General features: G+C 67.2%; 20 protein-coding genes. 7 read left to right on the forward strand and 13 right to left on the reverse strand.

The window, feature by feature from the left end; translation table 11 throughout:
- Nucleotides 1-38 precede the first annotated feature (38 nt).
- The 11 genes from BJ987_RS13585 to BJ987_RS13635 all read right to left on the reverse strand — a co-directional run bounded on the left by BJ987_RS13585 (nucleotide 39) and on the right by BJ987_RS13635 (nucleotide 11,048).
- Entirely contained in the window at nucleotides 39-803 is a 765-nt protein-coding gene (locus BJ987_RS13585; protein WP_209889053.1) for a response regulator transcription factor, read from the reverse strand.
- A gap of 112 nt (nucleotides 804-915) precedes the next feature.
- A complete protein-coding gene (locus BJ987_RS13590; RefSeq protein ID WP_209889056.1) occupies nucleotides 916-1,908 on the reverse strand; it encodes an LLM class F420-dependent oxidoreductase in 993 nt (330 codons plus the stop codon).
- A 66-nt stretch (nucleotides 1,909-1,974) separates the two neighbouring features.
- Nucleotides 1,975-2,301, reverse strand: a complete 327-nt coding sequence (locus tag BJ987_RS13595; RefSeq protein WP_209889059.1) for a 4Fe-4S dicluster domain-containing protein — start codon at nucleotides 2,299-2,301, stop codon at nucleotides 1,975-1,977.
- Complete coding sequence (locus BJ987_RS13600; RefSeq protein WP_209889061.1) at nucleotides 2,298-3,872, reverse strand: FAD-dependent oxidoreductase; 1,575 nt, start codon at nucleotides 3,870-3,872, stop codon at nucleotides 2,298-2,300. Before BJ987_RS13600 ends, BJ987_RS13595 begins: the two co-directional genes overlap by 4 nt.
- Entirely contained in the window at nucleotides 3,869-5,101 is a 1,233-nt protein-coding gene (locus BJ987_RS13605) for an MFS transporter (protein ID WP_372446858.1), read from the reverse strand. The genes BJ987_RS13600 and BJ987_RS13605 overlap by 4 nt, the downstream gene beginning before the upstream one ends.
- Nucleotides 5,102-5,204: 103 nt before the next feature.
- Nucleotides 5,205-6,545, reverse strand: a complete 1,341-nt coding sequence (locus tag BJ987_RS13610) for an LLM class flavin-dependent oxidoreductase (RefSeq protein WP_209889064.1) — start codon at nucleotides 6,543-6,545, stop codon at nucleotides 5,205-5,207.
- An 18-nt stretch (nucleotides 6,546-6,563) separates the two neighbouring features.
- Nucleotides 6,564-7,442 carry an ABC transporter permease gene (locus BJ987_RS13615; protein WP_372446859.1) on the reverse strand — a complete coding sequence of 293 codons (879 nt, stop codon included), beginning with the start codon at nucleotides 7,440-7,442 and terminating at the stop codon, nucleotides 6,564-6,566.
- Entirely contained in the window at nucleotides 7,435-8,295 is an 861-nt protein-coding gene (locus BJ987_RS13620; protein ID WP_209889070.1) for an ABC transporter ATP-binding protein, read from the reverse strand. Before BJ987_RS13620 ends, BJ987_RS13615 begins: the two co-directional genes overlap by 8 nt.
- On the reverse strand, nucleotides 8,292-9,371 hold the full coding sequence (locus BJ987_RS13625; RefSeq protein WP_209889073.1) for an ABC transporter substrate-binding protein: 1,080 nt from the start codon (nucleotides 9,369-9,371) through the stop codon (nucleotides 8,292-8,294). The genes BJ987_RS13620 and BJ987_RS13625 overlap by 4 nt, the downstream gene beginning before the upstream one ends.
- Before the next feature lie 310 nt (nucleotides 9,372-9,681).
- Nucleotides 9,682-10,398 (reverse strand): IclR family transcriptional regulator, encoded by a 717-nt coding sequence (locus BJ987_RS13630; protein ID WP_209889076.1) that lies wholly within the window; start codon nucleotides 10,396-10,398, stop codon nucleotides 9,682-9,684.
- 146 nt (nucleotides 10,399-10,544) lie between these two features.
- A complete protein-coding gene (locus BJ987_RS13635; RefSeq protein WP_209889080.1) occupies nucleotides 10,545-11,048 on the reverse strand; it encodes a hypothetical protein in 504 nt (167 codons plus the stop codon).
- Nucleotides 11,049-11,096: 48 nt separating this feature from the next.
- Between BJ987_RS13635 and BJ987_RS13640 the strand changes: the two genes are divergently transcribed.
- The 6 genes from BJ987_RS13640 (at nucleotide 11,097) to BJ987_RS13665 (ending at nucleotide 14,911) form a co-directional block, all read left to right on the forward strand.
- Nucleotides 11,097-11,393 (forward strand): hypothetical protein, encoded by a 297-nt coding sequence (locus tag BJ987_RS13640; protein ID WP_209889083.1) that lies wholly within the window; start codon nucleotides 11,097-11,099, stop codon nucleotides 11,391-11,393.
- 106 nt (nucleotides 11,394-11,499) lie between these two features.
- Nucleotides 11,500-11,892: a hypothetical protein gene (locus BJ987_RS13645; protein ID WP_245365950.1), complete on the forward strand. Its 393-nt coding sequence runs from the start codon at nucleotides 11,500-11,502 to the stop codon at nucleotides 11,890-11,892.
- Between the two features lie 321 nt (nucleotides 11,893-12,213).
- Nucleotides 12,214-13,593, forward strand: coding sequence for a magnesium transporter (gene mgtE / locus BJ987_RS13650; RefSeq protein WP_209889086.1), 1,380 nt, complete (start codon nucleotides 12,214-12,216; stop codon nucleotides 13,591-13,593).
- Between the two features lie 143 nt (nucleotides 13,594-13,736).
- Nucleotides 13,737-14,003 (forward strand): hypothetical protein, encoded by a 267-nt coding sequence (locus tag BJ987_RS13655; RefSeq protein ID WP_209889089.1) that lies wholly within the window; start codon nucleotides 13,737-13,739, stop codon nucleotides 14,001-14,003.
- Between the two features lie 177 nt (nucleotides 14,004-14,180).
- Complete coding sequence (locus tag BJ987_RS13660) at nucleotides 14,181-14,435, forward strand: hypothetical protein (protein WP_209889091.1); 255 nt, start codon at nucleotides 14,181-14,183, stop codon at nucleotides 14,433-14,435.
- Nucleotides 14,432-14,911, forward strand: a complete 480-nt coding sequence (locus BJ987_RS13665; protein ID WP_209889094.1) for a hypothetical protein — start codon at nucleotides 14,432-14,434, stop codon at nucleotides 14,909-14,911. The genes BJ987_RS13660 and BJ987_RS13665 overlap by 4 nt, the downstream gene beginning before the upstream one ends.
- 116 nt (nucleotides 14,912-15,027) lie before the next feature.
- Here the strand turns inward: BJ987_RS13665 and nrdF are convergent, their stop codons facing one another.
- Nucleotides 15,028-15,990, reverse strand: coding sequence for a class 1b ribonucleoside-diphosphate reductase subunit beta (gene nrdF, locus BJ987_RS13670; RefSeq protein WP_209889097.1), 963 nt, complete (start codon nucleotides 15,988-15,990; stop codon nucleotides 15,028-15,030).
- A 403-nt stretch (nucleotides 15,991-16,393) separates the two neighbouring features.
- Here nrdF and BJ987_RS13675 point away from each other — a divergent pair, with 403 nt between their 5' ends.
- Nucleotides 16,394-18,514, forward strand: coding sequence for an MMPL family transporter (locus BJ987_RS13675; protein ID WP_209889100.1), 2,121 nt, complete (start codon nucleotides 16,394-16,396; stop codon nucleotides 18,512-18,514).
- 41 nt (nucleotides 18,515-18,555) lie between these two features.
- On the opposite strand, the gene BJ987_RS13680 is transcribed toward BJ987_RS13675, so the two are convergent.
- Nucleotides 18,556-18,963 (reverse strand): hypothetical protein, encoded by a 408-nt coding sequence (locus BJ987_RS13680; protein ID WP_209889102.1) that lies wholly within the window; start codon nucleotides 18,961-18,963, stop codon nucleotides 18,556-18,558.
- Nucleotides 18,964-18,976 lie beyond the last annotated feature (13 nt).

Raw genomic sequence — 18,976 nt, forward strand, 5'->3', positions numbered from 1 at the left:
ACGGTGAAAGGGCGGCCTCCCCACGGAGGCCGCCCTTTTCAGTCGTTCCGGAGCAGGCCGAGGGTGGTCAGTTCCTCCATCAGCTCGATGGCCGAGGAGGTGACGAAGTTCGCTCCCGCGGTCAGTGCGGGTTCCCGGAACCGGGCGGCGGCGTCCCGGCTGGTGAAGATGACAACCGGCAGCGTTATCCCGCGCCGCCGCACCTCCTCGATCAGGTGCAGACCGGCTTGGCGGCCATCGTCCTTCCGGCCGATATCGGACAGGACCGCGCCGTAATGGTTGCGGTCGAGCAGGTGCAGGCCCTCCTGCGTGGTCCGGGCTGAGTCGACCCGAATTCCGCTGCGCTCCAGGCGATCCAAGATCAGTGCGTTGTTGGCGGGATTGTCGTCCACCCAGAGGACGGCGGCCAGGGCTCGCCGCGTGGCGACCGCACCCGCGTCCGGCGCGGGCACCTCGCCCGCCGGTTCCATCCACGGCGGCGGACCACCGAAGGTGGGGCCGCCGGGAACCGGATTTTCGGTCGTCCGCGCGGGCTCCAACTCACGTACCGGCACGGAGCGCCCATTGAGTTGCACCATTTCTGCCCGGAGCTGCACCAGTTGCGCCTGCAGGTCCGCGATCAGGTCGTCCTGCTGTTCGCTGAGCTGCTGCATATCGAGTTCTTGACCGCCGACGCGCAGGGTGAACTGGCGGCGCTCCGCGGAGGCGATCACCCTGGTCAAGGGGCGCTTGAAGACCACCAGGGTCACCAGGGCGAGTACCGGCCAGGACAAAGCGGCAATGGAATCGATGATTTCTTGCATGTATTCCCCCGAGAAGATGCGTTCGCTTCTCGTGCACCATATTTCAGTGCCGTCGCACGGAGAAGGGCGGCCTCCGCCGGGCGGCCGCCCTTCTCGTGGTGGCGGAGCCGGATCAGCGGAGCGCCGGGGCGATCTCGCGTTCGAAGAGCTCGATGCCGGAGGTGTCGTAGGCCGACTCGGGGAAGTTGAAGATGGCGTAGCCCAAGCCGAGATCCTTGACGGCCGTGAGGTTTTCGATGACCTGCTCCGGAGTGCCCACGGCGGGCGAGGTGCGGAACTGGCCGTCGACGAAGCCCTTGGCTTCGTCCTCACCGATGACGGCGGCCAGTTTGGCTTGCACGCCCGAAAGCCGTTCCTCCACTTCGGCTTCGGTGCTGCCGACGACGATGTTGAAGTTCGAGGAGCGGGTGATGGCGTCGAAATCGGTACCGACGGTGGCGCAATGGCCGCGCAGGATCTCCGACTTCGCCTCGAACTCGGCGAGGTTGCCGCTGAAGTTGGTGTACTGGGCGTACTTGGCCGCGATCTTCAGCGTCACCTTCTCGCCGCCGCCGGCGATCCACAGCGGAATACCGCCCTCCTGCAACGGAAGTGGCCGCACCAGGGCGCCGTTCACCTGGTAGTACTTGCCGTCCAAGGTGGCTTCGCCGGTGGTCCAGGCCTGCCGGAAGATCTGCACGCCCTCGTCGAGGCGGCCCAGCCGCTCCTTGGCGGAGGGGAAGCCGTAGCCGTAGGCCCGCCATTCGTGCTCGTACCAGCCGCCGCCGATCCCCATCTCGGTGCGGCCGCCGGAGATCGAATCCACGGTCGCCGCCACCTTGGCCAGATAGGCCGGATTCCGGTACGCCATCGCGGTACACATCTGCCCGAGGCGGATCCGGGAGGTCGAGGCCGCGAACGCCGACATCAGCGTCCAGGCCTCATGGGTGGCCTCCTCGGTCGGCACCGGCACGGTGTGGAAGTGGTCGTACACCCACAGCGACTCCCAGACCTCGGCGGCGTCCGCCCGTCGGGCGAGATCACGCATCACCTGCCATTGCGCGGCCGGCTCGATGCCGACCAGGTCGAGCCGCCAACCCTGCGGGATGAAGATGCCGAAGCGCACAGATATCTCCTTCGTGTTTTTACTCGAACCTAGCGGCTGGAAATCGGCTCGGCACGCCGTTCCCGGTCAGGGCAATTCGGGGCCGATCGCGTCGCGTGCGGTGAGGCGGCCGCCACCCCAGCCGAGGGCTTTGCGGTAGCTGCCGAGCAGGCCGTGCTCGATCAGGTGCCGCTCGTCGCGTTGCGGGTCGTCCGGCGGCAACGGCGTGGTGCGCGGCGCGACGAACAGGGCGTCGACGGGGCAGTACGCCTCGCACAGGAAGCAGGTCTGGCAGTCCGATTGCCGCGCGAGGACCGGGATTCCGTCCGGGCCGCGGTCGAAGACGCGGGTGGGGCAGACCTCGACGCACTTGTCGCATTCGATGCAGCGGTCGGCGGAGACGAGTTCGATCATGCCGGCACCAGCGCCCGGCGACCGCGGAAGACGGGTTCGGGAGTGGTCCAGATATCGTCGAGGCCACCGGTGAGCAGCCGGTAGTGCTGCGCGGGGTCGAGATCGGGGAAATCCTGGCGCCGGGCCATGCCGCGGGATTCGGTGCGGGCCAAGGCCGCGGTGTACATCCAGCGGGCGTGCGCGGTCATCGCCGCCGCCGAACGAGCCTTCGAGGTGTCGGGTGCGGACAGGCCCGATCGGGCCTGCCGCCACAGCTCGTTCAGGGTGGCCAGGGCGGGCCGCAGCCGGTCACCGTGGCGCAGGTAGTTCTTGTCGTAGGGCAGCACCTCGGCCTGAACCGCCGCGACCAGGTCCGCCGGTCGCAGCTCGGCGTCGGGCCGGTCCAGCGGGCGCACACCAGCGCCACCGGCGCCGAGGCGGGGGCGCGGCACCGAATCCCGTTGCCGCAGTGCGTAACCACCCGCGCCGGTCCCCGCCCAAATGCCCGAGGACATGGCCCAGGCGGCATTGTGGCTACCGCCGCCGGTGAAGCCGCCGCAGATCAGCTCGCGGGTGGCGACATCACCGGCCACGTACAGGCCCGGCACGCTGGTCGAGCAGTCCGGGCCCGTGATCCGGACGCCGCCGGTGCCGCGAACGGTGCCCTCGAGCAGCAGGGTGACCGGGAAGCGGTCGGTGAAGGGATCGATGCCGAGCCGGTCGAAGGTGAGGAAGAAATTCGGCTGGCCGCGGCGCATGGCCTGCCGCTGAGCCGCGTCGGCGCGATCGAGAGTGCAGTACACCGGTTCGGTCAGCAGCGCCTTGGCGATCGGGGTCCGGGCCTTGCCGGAGGCGCCCGCCAGCGGTTCACCGCTGCCCAGATAGAAGGTGGCGAAGGAGTAGTAGGCGGTCTTGGTGACCGAGGTGAATTCCGGGGCGATCGCGTAGGCGTTGGAGAACTCCATGCCCGACAGCTCGGCGCCCGCCTCGACCGCCATGAGCGCGCCGTCACCGGTATTCACGTTGCAGCCCAGGGTTTTCGAGAGAAACGCGCAGCCGCCGGTGGCGAGTACGACCGCCGCCGCCGCGACGTCGATCCGGGTGCCGTCGGCCAGGCGTTGCAGCCGGGCGCCCGCGACCGCGCCGTAGGGATCGACGAGCAGTTCCACCGCGGGGGAGTGATCGAGAATGCGCACACCGGCGCGTTGCACCCGAAGCCGTTGGCGCTTCATGTAATCGGGACCTTGGACCCCGGTGCGGATCTGCTGCCCGTCGGGTCCGACCGGGAACGGGTAGCGGCCGTCGGTCGCGAGTTCATCGACCCGGTCGTAGGTTTCGTCGAGCACCCGCGCCATCCATTCGCGGTCGGCCAGATAGCCGCCCAGACCTTCGCGGCTCGCCATCGCCCGCTCACGAAGCTCGGGCTCCGGCCGGACATACCAGATTCCGGTGCCCGCGGCGGCGGTAGCGCCGCTGCTGCCGCAGAAACCCTTGTCCGCCAGCAGGACCGAGGCGCCGGTGGCCGCGGCCTTCAGCGCGGCCCAGGTTCCGGCGGGTCCACCGCCGAGGACGAGCACGTCTGTTTCGATCATGAGATCACCTTCTGTGGAAGAGACAGGGCCACCGGGGGCCAGGGGATGTGGCGGGGGATGAATCGGCCCATCACCACCGCGCCGAGTGCCGCGACACCGCCGATGGTCAGCGCGGCGGCGGCCAGCGGCGCGGCACCGGCCAGGATGCCGAGCAGCAATGGGCCGCCGAAAGCGCCGCAATCGTGGGTGAGCCGCCAGGCGGCCAGGAACTCCGCGCGCATGCCCGGTGGCGCGACATCGGCGCCGAGCACCATGATCAGCCCATTGCCGATGCCGTTGCCGACCCCCAGGGCGACCGCCACCGCGCCGAGCGTGATGGTCGAATGAGTCAGCGGCACAGCCAAATACGAGGCCGACAGGATGCCGAGCGACGGGACCGCGATCGGTGCTCGCCCGTAGCGGTCCATGAGATGCCCGGCCGGATAGGCGAAGACGAGTTCCAGGGCGGCGGCGATGCCGAAAAGCAAACTCGCGGTGGCCGCGTCGATTCCGATGTGGTGGGCCCACAGCGGCAGGATCACCTCCCGCGAGGCGCGGGCCGCGCCCATCAGCATCGACCCTGCGCCCAGCGTGCACAGCACCGAACGATGCTGCCGGGCCACACCGAGCAGCGAAATGGGCGGGGCCACCGCCGGTTCGGTGTAGCTGCCGCCCGGCAGCGGCAGCCGCACCATCATCCAGCCGGCGACCAGGAACGCCAGGAACTGCACCGCGAACCCGCCGCGGATCCCCACCCCGAGAATCGCGGCCGCGCCGAGCAGCGGTCCGACGAAGAAGCCCAGCCGCATCGCGCCGCCGAACAGCGACATGGCGCGCGCTCGCAGCGGCAGCGCGATGGCCTCGGCCATGAACGTCATCCGGGCCAAACCCCAGACCGCATTGGACAGTCCGACGATCAGCAGGCCGACGCACAGCACCGGCACGTTCGGCGCGAACACGCACAGCAGCACGCCCACCAGGCCCACGGCGGTACCCCAGATGGTCGAGGCGCGCTCGCCCATCCAGGCCACCAGCTGACCGGACGGAATACCGCCGAGCACCTGGCCGAGCCCCACCAGCGCTACCGCCAGACCCGCGACCGCCACCGACGCGCCGAGGTCGACGGCGGTGAGCGTCATCACCGGCGCGGCAGCGCCCATCCCGATGCCCCGCGCCAAGGTGGGCACGTAGACCGTGAGCACCAGAGGGCGCAGGGAATCGATCGGGGCGGCTTCGAGACATGCCGTCACGCCCGCGGCTCGCAGGCACGCGCTCCCGCGGCGGGGCGGACCACGGTTTGCGCGGCGGACCGCAACATGGTTCGCGCGGCGGGGCGGACCATGGTTCGCGTCCTCACGCGCTCACTTCGGTGCGCACCGCCGCGAATTGACTTTCGACCGGTCCGAGCCCGTAATGCCCACGCAGAGTGTCGGATTCGTAGTCGGCGCGGAACAGGCCGCGCTCCTGCAAGATCGGCACGACCTTGTCCACGAAGTCCTCCAGACCGCCCGGCAGGAACGGCGGCATGATGTTGAAGCCGTCGGCCGCACCACCCTCGAACCAGGCCTGCAGTTCGTCGGCGATCTGTGCCGGGGTCCCCGCGAACGAGCGGTGCCCGCGGCCGCCGCCGAGCTTGCCGATGAGCTGGCGCACGGTCAGATTCTCGGTCTCGGCCAGTTCTTTGACCAGCAGGAATCGGCTCTTTCCGCCTTCGATCTCGGTGACCGAGGGTAGCGGCGGCAGCGGTGCGTCCAGGGCGTGCTGGGTCAGGTCGACGCCGAGCAGGCGGGAGAGCTGGCTCAGGGCGTAGTCCGGGGAGATCAGGTCGGTGAACTCCTGCTCCAGCGCGTTGGCCTGCGCCTCGGTGTCGGCGATGTAGGGCACCAGGCCGGGCAGCACCTTCAGATCGTCGGCCGAGCGCCCGTATTTGGGCAGCCGCGACTTCAGGTCGCGGTAGAACGCCTGCCCTTCCTCGAGCGTGCGCTGCGCGGTGAACACGGCCTCGGCGTACTGCGCCGCGAATTCCTTTCCAGCCTCGGAAGATCCGGCCTGCACCAGCAACGGGCGGCCCTGCGGGCTGCGCGGTGAGTTCAGCGGCCCGCGGACCTTGAAGCGCGGGCCGTCGTAGTCGAGGGTGTGCACTTTGTCCGGGTCGGCGAAGACGCCCGCTTCCTCGTCCAGCACGATCGCGTCGGATTCCCAGCTGTCCCACAGCCGCACGGCTAGATCGACGAATTCCTGAGCTCGCTCGTAGCGGCGGGCGTGCTCGGGGATCGCGTCGTAGCCGAAGTTGAACGCCTCCTCCTCGCTGCCGGAGGTGACGATGTTCCAGCCGGCCCGGCCGCCGCTGATGTGATCGAGCGAGGCGAATTTGCGGGCCAGGTTGAAGGGTTCGTTGTATGTGGTGGACGCGGTCGCGATCAGCCCGACCTTGGAGGTGGCGGCCGCGATCGCGGCCAGCAAGGTCACCGGCTCGAAGACAGCGAGGGTGTTGCGCTTGATCCGCGGGCCGACCGCGAGGCCGTCGGCGAAGAACACCGAGTCCAGCTTGCCGCGTTCGGCGATGCGGCCGAGTTCCTGAAAGTGCGCGACATCGAGCACGGCGGGTGCTTCGGTGCGCGGGTGCCGCCAGGCGGCCTCGTGGTGGCCGACGCCCATCAGGAAGGCGTTGATGTGGAACTGCTTGGGAGACATAGATTGTTCCTCTATCGATCAGGAGTTGGTCTGGACGCGCCAGCGGGAGAAGCGGCGCTCCAGCGTGACGAGCACGCCGTTGAAGGTGAGCCCGAGCAGCGAGATGGCGAGAATGCCCGCGTACATGTTCGGGATCTGGAAGTTCTGCTGAGCGGCGGTGATCAGGTAGCCGAGACCAGCTCGGGCGCCGACCATTTCGGCGGCCAGCAGCACCAGGATGGAACTGGCGGCGGCCATCCGCAGACCGGTGAAGATCGACGGGATGGCGGCGGGCAGGATCACCTTCTGGAACAGCCGGATCGGCCGCAGGCCGAGGGACACCGCCGATTTGACGAGCAGTGGATCGACCGTGCGGACACCGGTGATGGTGTTCAGCAGAATCGGGAACGAGCTGGCGTAGACGACCAGCGCGACCTTCGAGGTCTCGCCGATGCCCAAAATCAGCACGAACACCGGCAGCAGCGCCAGCGCGGCGGTGTTGCGGAACAGCTCGAGGATCGGATTCAGCAACTCCGAAACCGGTTTGTACCAGGCGATCGCGATACCCAGGGGCACGGCGATCACCAGCGCGATACCGAAACCGGTGACCGAGCGTCCCAGGCTGGTGGACACGTGGTTCCACATCTCACCGCTGCGCACCAGGTCGACGAAGGCTTCGGCGACGACGGTGAACGGCGGCAGGAATACCTCGTCCACCAGCCCGGCGGCGGGGGCGAACTGCCACAGCAGCAGGAACGCGGCGATGGCCAGGAACGGTTTGGTCACCCGCCAGGTCAGTTGCCGGGCGGCCACCAGCGCACGCTGTGACATTGCGGGAGAACGTGTTTCGTCCCGCTGATAGGTGGTCGCTACCCTGCTGCGGACGGGCGGCTCGACTAGTTCCACTGCGCTAGACATGACTCGGCCTTTCGGTGCGTGCTTCGGCGGAGGTGGCGTTCTCGGTACCGGATTCGAGCTCCAGGCCCTGCGCGCGTTCGACCTCGCTGCGCAACAGGCTCCAGATCTGGTGCCGGTAGGCGCGGAAGGCCTCGGTGGAGCGGATGTCCTCGTCGCCCGCACGGGCGATGTCCACCTCGACGACGGCCTTGACCCGGCCGGGCCGGGAGGTGAGCACGGCGACCCGTTGCCCCAGATACACCGCCTCGTCGATGCCGTGGGTGATGAACAGGATCGTCTTGCCGGTGGCCTTCCAGATCCGTAACAGCTCGTCCTGCAACGACTCCCGGGTCTGGGCGTCCAGCGCCGCGAATGGTTCGTCCATCAGCAGAACCTCCGGATCGAAGGCGAGGCTGCGCGCGATAGCGACGCGCTGCTTCATGCCGCCGGAGAGTTCGTGCGGGTAGCGGTCGCCGAAACCGGTGAGGCCCACCAGTTCCAGGTACTCCTCGGCACGGGCCCGACGCTCTCTACGGCGGAGACCCTTTGCCTCCAAGCCGAATTCGATGTTGGCCCGGGCGGTGCGCCAAGGGAAGAGGGCGTACTGCTGGAAGACGATGCCGCGGTCCAGTCCGGGGCCGGTGACCGGGACGCCGTCCAGCAGGATCTCGCCCGAACTCGGCTTGGTCAGCCCGCCCAGCAGGTCCAGCAGCGTGGACTTGCCCGAGCCGCTGGGTCCGACGAGGACCAGGAATTCACCGGCGCGCACGTCCAGCGAGATCTCCTCGATGGCGGTGAAGGTGTCGTTCGCGCCGCGAACCGGGAATCGTTTGCTCACCCGGTTGATCGCGAGTTTCGGAGTGCGGTCGCTCATTTCGCCGCCACCACCTCTCCGGTGGGGCCGCTGGCGGGTTGGTAGGTGCCGTTGGCGTACGGGTTCAACTTGTTGGTGAACAGGTCGGTGCTCTTCAGCTGGTCCTTCTTCAGCTCGCCGTTGCGGACCAGCCAGTCGATCCAGATCTGGATCTCCTTCTCCTGCACCACCGCGCCGGGCGTCGGCAGACCGGAGCTCTTCCAATACTTCAGCAGGTCGGTGTTCTCGTTGCGCCCGCGCTCGGCGATGATCGAGCTGAACCGCGCCAGCACCTCCTCGCGCGGGGTGACCTGCAGCCAGCGGGTGGCGCGAGCGGTGCCCTGCACGAAGTCCTGCACGGCGTCGGCGTTCTTGGCGAGGAACTCGTTCCGGAACACATAGGTGCCGTAGCTGGCCTGCCCGAAGATCGCGGTATCGGTGTAGAGCGGATGGATGCCGCCGCGTTCCAGGGCCGAATCCCGGAACACCTGGCCCAGGGTCCCGACCTCGACCTGGCCCTTGCGCAGCGCGTCCTCGGTGTTGGCCGGCGGGACGACAAGCAGTTGAACCTGCTTGATCTCGTCCTCGGTCAAACCTTCCTTGTGCAGCCATTCCCGAGTGATGAACTCGTGGTGCGCGCCGAGGGTGTTGACCGCCACCTTCTTGCCGATCAGATCCCGCGCGGTCTTGATGGGGGAGTCGTCGCGGACGTAGTAGCCGGTGAAGGTCTTGTCGTCCGAACCGTAGGAACTCAGCACCGAGGTGACCTTCGCGCCACCGGCGATCAGCTTCACCACCGCGCCGTTGAACGCGCTGCCGAACTCGACCTGGTTGGTGGCCGCCGCCTGGATGTTGGCCGGACCGCTGGTGGTGTCGCCCTCCCACCGCAGCGAGATCTTGGTGAAATAGCCGAGGTCCGCGGCCAATTCGTAGGGGGTGACCTGGCCGGTGCTGCCCTGGTAGCGCAGCACGGTCTTGCCGTCGGCGGTCGTGCCCGCGTCGGACCTGCCGCACGCGGTGAGCACGGACACGCTGGTGAGCAGGGCCAAAGTGGCGGCGATCGCGCGGTGTCGTCGCCGTGGTGCGGTGAAGCGCATGGTGTTCCTTCAGGATGAAAAATGCTGCCGCGCACGTGAAAAGGGCATGCGGCGGCCGAGGTGTCGAGGGTCTGGACAAGGGGGCCGGTCCACGGAATCCGCGGCCGGACGCGAAGCGTCAGAGTCGACAGATCCCGTGCGGCACCCGCATGAGGTCGATCGCGCGGCGGCGGATCAGCGCTGTGGATGTCAACACGGTGGGTACTTCCTGGTCTGGATCGGAATGCGGGCGGGGCCCGTGGCTTTCATGGTGTGGGCGCGCCGGGTGCCAGACAACGGCCATTCCACATTGTGAAAATCAGGGTGAGTTTTACTCGGGTGTGCTGTTCTGGACGACGGAGCCGATCCGCACCGCGAAATGCTGCATGGCCGGCAAGATCTCGCGGACCAGTTCGTCGGTGAGCCGCGCCGAGCGCGCCTGCACGCTGAGCGCGCCCCAGACCTGCCGGCCCGGACCGAAGACCGGGACCGCGACGGCCCGCAGCGGGTCCGCCACGGCGATCTCGTGCAGCGCGAAACCCTTGCGCCGCACCAGGTCCAGGTCCGGGACGCGCCGCTGGTCGGCCGGCGTGTAGGCGAGCAGGGCGTGGCCGGCCGCGCTGGACCGCAGCGGCTGCCGGGGCCGGGGCAGCTGGTTGTTGCAGAACAGCACCGGAGGACGTGCCTGCAGGATCGTCACGGCGTCGCCGGCATCGATCACGCTGAGATTGGCCGTGATCTTGATCCCCGCTGCCAGCGCGTACATGTGCGGAGCGGCGGAATCGATGCCGAGCCGGGTCAGCGCCGGGCGCGCCAGAGTCGCCAGGCCCTGGCCCACGCGATAGCGATCGGTAGCCGGATCCTGCTCCAGCAGCCGCCCGCGCACCAACGCCTGGGCCAGCCGATGCGCGGTGCTCACCGGCACCCCGGCCAGGTGAGCGAGCTCACTGAGGGAGAACTCGGGGTCCTCGCCCTCGAAACAATTGAGCAGATGAATGGCTCGCTCGACGGCTTGTGACCCCGAACGAGGCTGATCGGTACTGGTCATGGGTAGAGCCTCGGCGCTCGGGCCCGCGCTGCACAGGGTTAGACGCCCGATGCATCTAATTGGGTCGACGTCCAACAAGCGCCCCGCACGGGTACTGCAGCCCGGCCGAGGTCTACGTTGAGCATCTGAACAGCCCGATTTGCGGTTCAGCTGTCGGACCTGGTCCAGGTCAGGTATTCGGCCTCACGGGACGGTGTGCCGTTCCACGGATGCTCCCGGAAGCCCTCGTCGCGCAGTTCGGTCCGGCTCGGGAGGTGAGCGCAGACGCAGGCAATGGTCAATGTGGCTGTGCGGGAACCGAGTTCGTCGGCCTTGAGGTCGTGGGCCAGGCCGGTGGCGACCGGAAGGAGGTCGTTCATCGTCGCCGTGCCCGGCAGGCAGAGGTCGAGATACAAGTCGACCAAGCCCGGTCGCCCGGGCGACACGGCCGATCTTCCCGCGGCTATGCGGACATCCGATGGGAGGCGGGTGCGCTGCATGAATGTCGAAAGGTCGAAACCGGCGATCGTCTGTGGACCGGTCACAAATTTGCCCTGGCACGCCAGAACGGTCTGTGGAGGCTCGGGCGCGGTGGTGTCGTCGGGCAGCTGGCAGGCGGCGACCAGCGTCGCCGCGAGGATCGAGATCAAGGCTGTCGCACGTCGTCTCATCGGAAAATGATGCTAGTGGTTCGTCACCGGGCGATGTGAGCATCGGCGGTGACGACGGTCCGCGCCTACTACCCGGGTGATGATTGGTTCGTTGTCGGTGCCGACCGCGCGGCCGCCATCGCGGCGCTGCATGCGGAATTCGACCGGCGGATCCAAGATCCGGCGTATGTGGCCGAGCATTGGGCGCGGACCCAGCGTCATCTGAATGGTGAGGTCACTCCAGGTTTCGAGGTCCGCGAGCTCAGCACCGAGGAGTACGAGCGACGGACCACCGACAGCGCCTTTCAGCGCAAAGACGACGTGTCCGCGGGCGCGGGGCGTGTTCGAATGCGGTATGAACACTGATGTAATACCTCGCCTGGGCGTGGATTTCGGGCGAGTGATCCAAGGGGCACTGTTGGAACCGGGGGACGCCGATACGGTTTTCCTCGACGGAGGTTTTGCCGAGGCGATGCGAACACCGCCCAGTCCCAATGCCTTTGAAGTCCTGACTCGGCTGGTGACGCGGTTCGAGGGGCGGGTCTGGGTGATTTCCAAGTGTGGGCCGAGAGTGCGGGAGCGGACGCGGCAGTGGCTCGACCAGCACGAGTTCTACGCCCGCACCGGGGTGCCGGAAGACAACGTGCGCTTCTGCCTGGAACGTGCCGACAAAGCGGGGCACTGTGCCGAGTTGGGGATCACCCACATGATCGACGACCGGATCGAAGTGCATCGGGCGCTGCGCGGGCTGGTCCCGTATCTCTATCTTTTCGGAGCGCAGAGCAAACCGGTTCCCGACTGGGTTCGGCACGTACCTACCTGGGACGATGCCGAATCGTCCATCGTCGCGACGCTGCCGGACTGAGCGGAGTCACCGGACGTGGTGAGCGTGTTCTCGGATACATGTATCCTTCTCGAGGATGCATTCGCATCCGTTCAACGTTTTCCGGGTAGCGACGCGTAGACCGTCCGGGTCCGCGGCACGACGAGCAGGAGGTGGGTCGCCAATGCGCAGTGAACCTCCGAGTCGAAGGCCGCGCGGCGCCGCCCCCTCGCATCTCTAGTTCTCTCGCGACATCCGGGCCGGCGCCACGCGGTGTGAAGTATTCGACCTCACATCTCACTCCCGCAGGGCTTTCTCCGCTCCCGCCCTTCGGGCCCGCCGCTCCCCGTGCGAGGAACACTCATGTCGCCGACCGATCTGATCGAAGCACGCCCCCAGATCGACAGCCTCACGCTGTCGGAATCCCTCCAGGACATTGTCGACAGCCACCGCGTCGACGTTGCCCAGGAGTGGCTCGACAACCATCCGCCGCACCTCATCGCCGACCAGCTCGCCCGCATGGACGCCGTGCAGGCCGTCGTGGCGTTCCGGTTGCTCGACAAGGACGCGGCGCTCACGGTGTTCGAGGAACTCGAGCCGGTCGACCAGCAGCAGATCCTGCAGGGACTGCGCGATCAGAGTTTCCGTGAACTCGTCGAGGAGATGGCGCCCGACGATCGGGCCCGCATGCTGCGCGAAGCGCCCGCGAAGGTCGCCAAGAAGGTGCTCGCCGGGCTGAGTCCGCGCGAGCGCCGGATGACCGCCGCGCTGCTCGGCTACCCCGAGGGCTCGGCGGGCCAGTACATGACTCCCGAGGTGGTCGCGCTGCCGCGCAACCTCTCGGTCGCCGAGGCGCTGGCCATGGTCCGCGCCAAGGGCGCGAGCGCGGAAACCGTCTACACCCTGCCCGTGGTGGACGGCGGCCGCCGGCTCACCGGCATCGTCGAACTGCGCGAACTGGTGCTGGCGGAACCCGGCACCATGGTTTCCGAGCTCGTCGTCACCGAACCCGCGTTCGCCCGGGCCACCGACGCCGCGGAGAAGGCGGCCCGGTTGATGCGCGAGACCAACGACATCAACCTGCCGGTCGTGGACAGCGAAGACCGGTTGGTCGGCCTGCTCACCATCGACGACGCGGTCGAGGTCATCGAGGCCGCCGACAGCGAGGACGTGGCCCGCCAGGCCGGCTCCGCGCCATGGGAGGGCCACTACATGGCGGCCGGTGTCTTCCAGCTGGCCCGCTACCGCGCCCTCTGGCTGATGCTGCTGCTGTTCGCCGCCACCTTGACGGTCAGTGTCACCGACTTCTTCGCCGGAACCCTCGAGCAGGCCGCGCACCTGGCACTGTTCATCCCGTTGCTGATCGGCGCGGGCGGCAACGCGGGGGCCCAAGCGGCCACCGCCTGTGTCCGCGCTCTCGCCGTGGGCGAGGTCCGCGTGTCCGACCTGTTCAAAGTGATCTGGCGGGAATGTCGCGTCGGCCTGGTCCTCGGATCCCTTTTGGCCAGTGCGGGTTTGGTGATCGGCGCCCTGTTCGTCGGCCCGGGGGTGGCCGCCGTCGTAGCCATCACCCTGGTCCTCATCTGCGGCTGGGCCGCCACCATCGGCGGCACCATGCCGCTGGTGGCGAAGAAACTCCGCATCGACCCCGCCGTCGTCTCCGCGCCCATGGTCACCACGCTGGTCGACGCCACCGGCCTGATCATCTACTTCACCACCGCCAAACTGGTCCTCGGCATCTGACCGCTTCGCATACCGGCTTGCGCTAGTGCCTACGGCGGACCGGGCAGCCTATTGCCCTGCTGATCGCCTCTGGCCTAAGCCATATCCAGTGGCTACGGTTCGGGCATCAATGCATGCACCGTCGGATGCAGGAGGGCTCGACCATGGAGGACGCAGGTAAGTCGGAGGCCGAACGGTTGGCCGAAGTCGATGATTGGCAAGCGTTTCGGAGCGAAGTCGACGCGTGGGCGTTCGACGAAATAGAGTCGCGCCTTCGCGACTTGCGGCTGAAACTGCACGAGTCCGACCCGCCGGCCAGCCGCGACAGTATCCGTTCCGATGTCGAGGACCTCCAAGCCGTCATGTACCGCCGGCACAAACGCTTGCGCCTGTACGAACGGCAGGTCAGGTTGTCCACGAACCGCGTCTGATGCGCCCGTGGGCTGAATCAGCCTGTCCGGCAAACTGTCTCAGCGTCCAGTTCACCCGCAGCGAACATCGACAACTTGCCGCACGTTTCCCTTCTGAATCGCTGGCATAAGCCAGATCAAGTGGCTATTGTTTCGGGCATCTGTTCGAAGTTCCACCGGATGAAGGAGGGCTCGACCATGGGTAAGAACGGCAAGTTGAAGTCGGAGCGGTTAGCCGAGATCGAGCAATGGCAGACGTTCCGGGGAGAGGTCGACACCTGGGCGTTCGACGAAATCGAGAACCGTCTCGGCGACTTGTTCATGAAGGTGGAGCATCGCCACGACCCGCCGCCCGACCTCGAGAGCATCAGCTCGGACGTGCAGGACATACTGGGTATCGCCCGCCGACGCCGCGCCCGTATGCGCCTGTATCCAGGGCGGGCCACCGAATGAACAACGGTCAGGACGGTGTACCGAAACGGCTGCTCAATGCCGAGGAGAAGATCCAGAAGCTCGAAGTCCGGCTGGATGAGGTGATCGTCCTGGATACTCATACCGTGACCGCCATCAATGAGGAGTTTTCGAAGGTTCACTCCGGTATTGCCGGAGTGCGAGCCGGTATCGGCGGTGACCTGGACGGCACCCTGCAAGGTCGATCGGTGCTGTCGCGACTGACGTCGATCGATACCGGCATCGACAACTTGGCGAAACGGCAGGATCTGCTGACACGTCGCCAGAACCGCGTCGAGGAACATCTCAAGTCGGTGGATGCGAATATGGCGACCCTGACCAAAGATGTCGGCGAACTCAAGGGGGATGTCGGCGAACTCAAACGGGATGTCGGCGAACTCAAGGGGGATGTCGGCTCGCTGGCAGCGGGCATGGTCGAGGTCCTGCGGATCCTTCGGAGTCGCGGCGACGATAGTTGAGTTCGAGCGGTGCTGCTGCCTGTGTCGGCGGCAGCACCAACTCGGCGACTGGCTTTGTAGCGCAGCGCAAAACGACGAAGGCCCCGCCGGAGCGGGGCCTTCTCGGAATCAAGGGATCAGAATTCCCAGTCTTCGTCTTCGGTGTTGACGGCTTTGCCGATGACGTAGCTGGAGCCGGACCCTGAGAAGAAGTCGTGGTTCTCGTCGGCGTTCGGCGAAAGGGCCGACAGGATGGCCGGATTCACTTCGCACTCGTCCTTGGGGAACAGCCCCTCGTAGCCGAGGTTCATCAAAGCCTTGTTGGCGTTGTAGCGCAGGAACTTCTTGACGTCTTCGGTGAGGCCGACGCCGTCGTAGAGGTCCTGGGTGTACTCGACTTCGTTGTCGTAGAGCTCGAAGAGCAACTCGAAGGTGTAGTTCTTGAGCTCTTCGCGCTCGGCCTGGGAGACCAGTTCGAGGCCGCGCTGGTACTTGTAGCCGATGTAGTAGCCGTGCACCGCTTCGTCGCGGATGATCAGGCGGATCATGTCGGCGGTGTTGGTGAGCTTGGCGCGCGAGGACCAGTGCATCGGCAGATAGAAGCCGGAGTAGAACAGGAAGGACTCCAGCAGCGTGGAGGCCACCTTGCGCTTGAGCGGGTCGTCGCCGTTGTAGTACGACAGGACGATTTCGGCTTTGCGCTGCAGGTTCCGGTTCTCCTCGGACCAGCGGAAGGCTTCGTCGATCTCGCGGGTGGAGCACAGGGTGGAGAAGATATTGCTGTAGCTCTTGGCGTGCACCGACTCCATGAACGCGATATTGGTGAGCACCGCCTCTTCGTGCGGAGTCAGCGCATCGGGGATCAGGCTGACCGCGCCGACGGTGCCCTGAATCGTGTCGAGCAGCGTCAGGCCGGTGAAAACCCGCATGGTGAGCTGCTTTTCGTCCGGCGTGAGGGTGTTCCACGAGGGAATGTCATTGGACACCGGGACCTTCTCGGGCAGCCAGAAGTTGCCGGTCAACCGGTCCCACACCTCGGCATCCTTCTCGTCGGGGACCCGATTCCAGTTGATGGCCGATACCCGATCGATCAGTTTCATCCTGCCTCCACGCCCTTTCCCGAGCACGCTGCCGTTCGGTATACCTCGCACTGAACACTACTCCTAGTGGGTGACAAGTCCGTGCAGCACAACACCTTGTGTCGCAGCGGGTGTAAGTCACCTATGCCGTGAATGGCGGTGACCACCGCGTGCGGCTCCCTATTGTGCGGTACGGGCTCGGGGGTGGATGCGGCGGTCCGGAGGGCCCGGATCGATCGCCTGCAGTTTGCCGGTTCGAGTCGCCTGGAGTGGGGAGGTGGTCGGTGCGCCGCCTGCCGGTTTGCCGGACCTCGAGGCCGGTGTCGGCGTGGGAGGTAAAGCGGGATGGACCGTTCATCGTTCGGCCTGGAATGTCGGATCTCACACGTACGATCAGGCGATACGCAGACCGAGGGGGACTGTGATGCCCGCACCGACCGACCCGGACATGACCGATCCGCTGGGCACACTCGCGCGAATTCCGTGTGGTCGCCGCGCCAAATGGGTCGTGCTCGGCGTCTGGATCATCGCGCTGCTCGCCCTCGCGCCGTTCGCGGGCAAACTCACCGGCGCCCAGCAGAACGACAGCGTCACCTGGCTGCCCGACAGCGCCGAATCCACCCAGGCGTTCGAGCTCGCCGAGACCTTCGGCAACAGCGAACACGTCCCTGTGGTGCTCGTCTACGAACGCACCAGCGGCATCACCGAGGCCGACCGTGCGGCGATCGCCGCCGATGCCGCGCGCTTCGAGCAGGTCGAACACATTGTGGCCGACAAGGTGATCGGGCCGATCCAGTCGCGCGACGGCCAAGCCGTGGAGCTGCTCGCACCGATCGATATGGGCACCGAAGGCTGGAGCAGGTTGACTCCGGTCGTCGAGGAGATCAAGGCCGCCGCCGGGGAGCGGCCGGCGGGCTTGTCCTTCCACGCCACCGGCCCGGCCGGTTACGGCGCGGAATTCGGTGCGGCCTTCGAAGGCATCGACGGACTGCTGCTGTACTCCGCCGCCGCTGTGGTCGTGGTCATCCTGCTGCTCACCTACGGCCCGATGCTGTGGGTATTGCCTTTGCTCGCAGCGGGTTTCGCGTTGGCCGTGGCCCAGGCCGCGGTCTTCGGCGCGACCGAACTCGGCCTGGTCATGAACGCGCAGAGCCAGGGCATTCTCACGGTTCTCGTCTTCGGCGCGGGTACCGACTACGCGTTGCTGCTGATCGCGCGCTATCGGGAAGAGCTACGCCGCCACGAGGACCGGCACGAGGCGATGGCGGTGGCGCTGCGCCGGGCTGGTCCGGCCGTGCTCGCCAGCGGATCGACGGTGATCGTCGCGATGCTGGCTCTGCTTGTGGCGGAGATGAATTCGACCCGCGGCATCGGCCCGGTCTGCGCCATCGGCGTCACGGTGGCGCTGCTGGCGATGCTGACGCTGTTGCCCGCTCTCCTCGTCATCGCGGGCCGCTGGATCTTCTGGCCGCGCCACCCCCGCTACGGCACCCGCGACCACACCGAGTCCGGGCTGTGGGCGCGGGTGGGGCAGTTCATCGCCGGGCGCCCGCGCATCGTGTGGATCGGTACCGCGCTGGCCCTCGGCGCACTGGCAACGGGCGCGATCGGGCTGGAAGCCAACGGCATCGCGAACAAGGACTCCTTCGTCGGCGCGTCGGACGCCGTCGACGGAACCGAGGTGCTGGAACGGCATTTCGAAGCCGGCACCGGCAATCCGGTGGTCGTCATCGGCCAGGCGGCACGGGCGGAGGCGATCACTGCCGCGCTGAAATCGACGCCCGGCATCACGACGACCACCGAGCCGGTGCGCAAGGACGGTCTGCTCTATCTGGAAGCCACACTCGCCGACCCGCCGGACAGCCCCGCCGCCGACGCCACCGTCGACCGCGTTCGCGAAGCCGTGCACGCCGCCGACGCCGACGCCGAGGTCGGCGGGCAGACCGCCACCGTGCTCGACATCAAACGCGCGGTGGCACAGGACAATCGGGCGATCGGGCCACTGGTGCTGGTCATCGTGATGGCCATTCTCATGCTGTTGCTGCGTTCGCTGCTCGCACCGATTCTGCTGACCGCCACCGTGGTCCTGTCGTACTTCGCGGCCCTCGGTCTGAGCCGGTGGATCTGGGAGTTGCTCGGCTTCCGTGGCGCCGACGCGGGCCTCCCGCTGATCGCCTTCGTGTTCCTGGTCGCCCTGGGCATCGACTACAACATCTTCCTGATGTCCCGGGTCCACGAGGAGGCCGGGAAACATCGCACCCGCGCGGGCGCGCTCATCGGCCTGTCCGCCACCGGCGGCGTCATCACTTCCGCAGGGCTCGTGCTCGCGGGCACCTTCGCGGTATTCACCACCCTGCCGGTGGTCACCTTCGCCGAGATGGGCATCCTGATCGCCGTCGGCGTCCTGCTCGACACCGTGATCGTCCGCTCGATCCTGGTCACCGCGCTGACCCTGGACATCGGCGACAAGATCTGGTGGCCGAGCGCGTTGTCCCGGCCGCGGGCCGAGGAATCCGCGGAACGCGAGGTCAGCCTCAGCACTTGAGAGTGCGGGCCGAGCGTTGCGAGCGCCCGGCCCGCCGGTGTTCAGGGCAGGGCCACGCAGGCGGTGCCCGCGTTCAATCCGTTGCCGACCGTCACCTTGACCGAGGCCCCTTCGCGATATTGGTTGTGGCCCGCACCGATGTAGTGCTCCCCGGTCGCGTTCGGGGTCCAGTCGACGGTGAATTTGCCCGGCTGGCCCGCGATCTCCTTGACCGCGCCGAACACGCCGGTGGCGGCGTGGCTCCACTGGCCGTTCTTGTACACCTGGTCCTCGACCCAGACCACCTTGTCGCCGGGGTCACCGGTGATGGTGACGGTGTACTTGCAGCCGGTGCCGAAGGAGTTGGCGCCGAGCGAAATGCCGGGCGCGACACTCACCTCGGTGATGTATGCCGAGGCGGTGGGCGCGGTGAGCACGGCTCCGGCGGTGGCGGTAGCGAAAACTGTCAATGCTGTCAGTGCA

It is taken from the genome of Nocardia goodfellowii (assembly GCF_017875645.1).
GTDB lineage: Bacteria > Actinomycetota > Actinomycetes > Mycobacteriales > Mycobacteriaceae > Nocardia > Nocardia goodfellowii.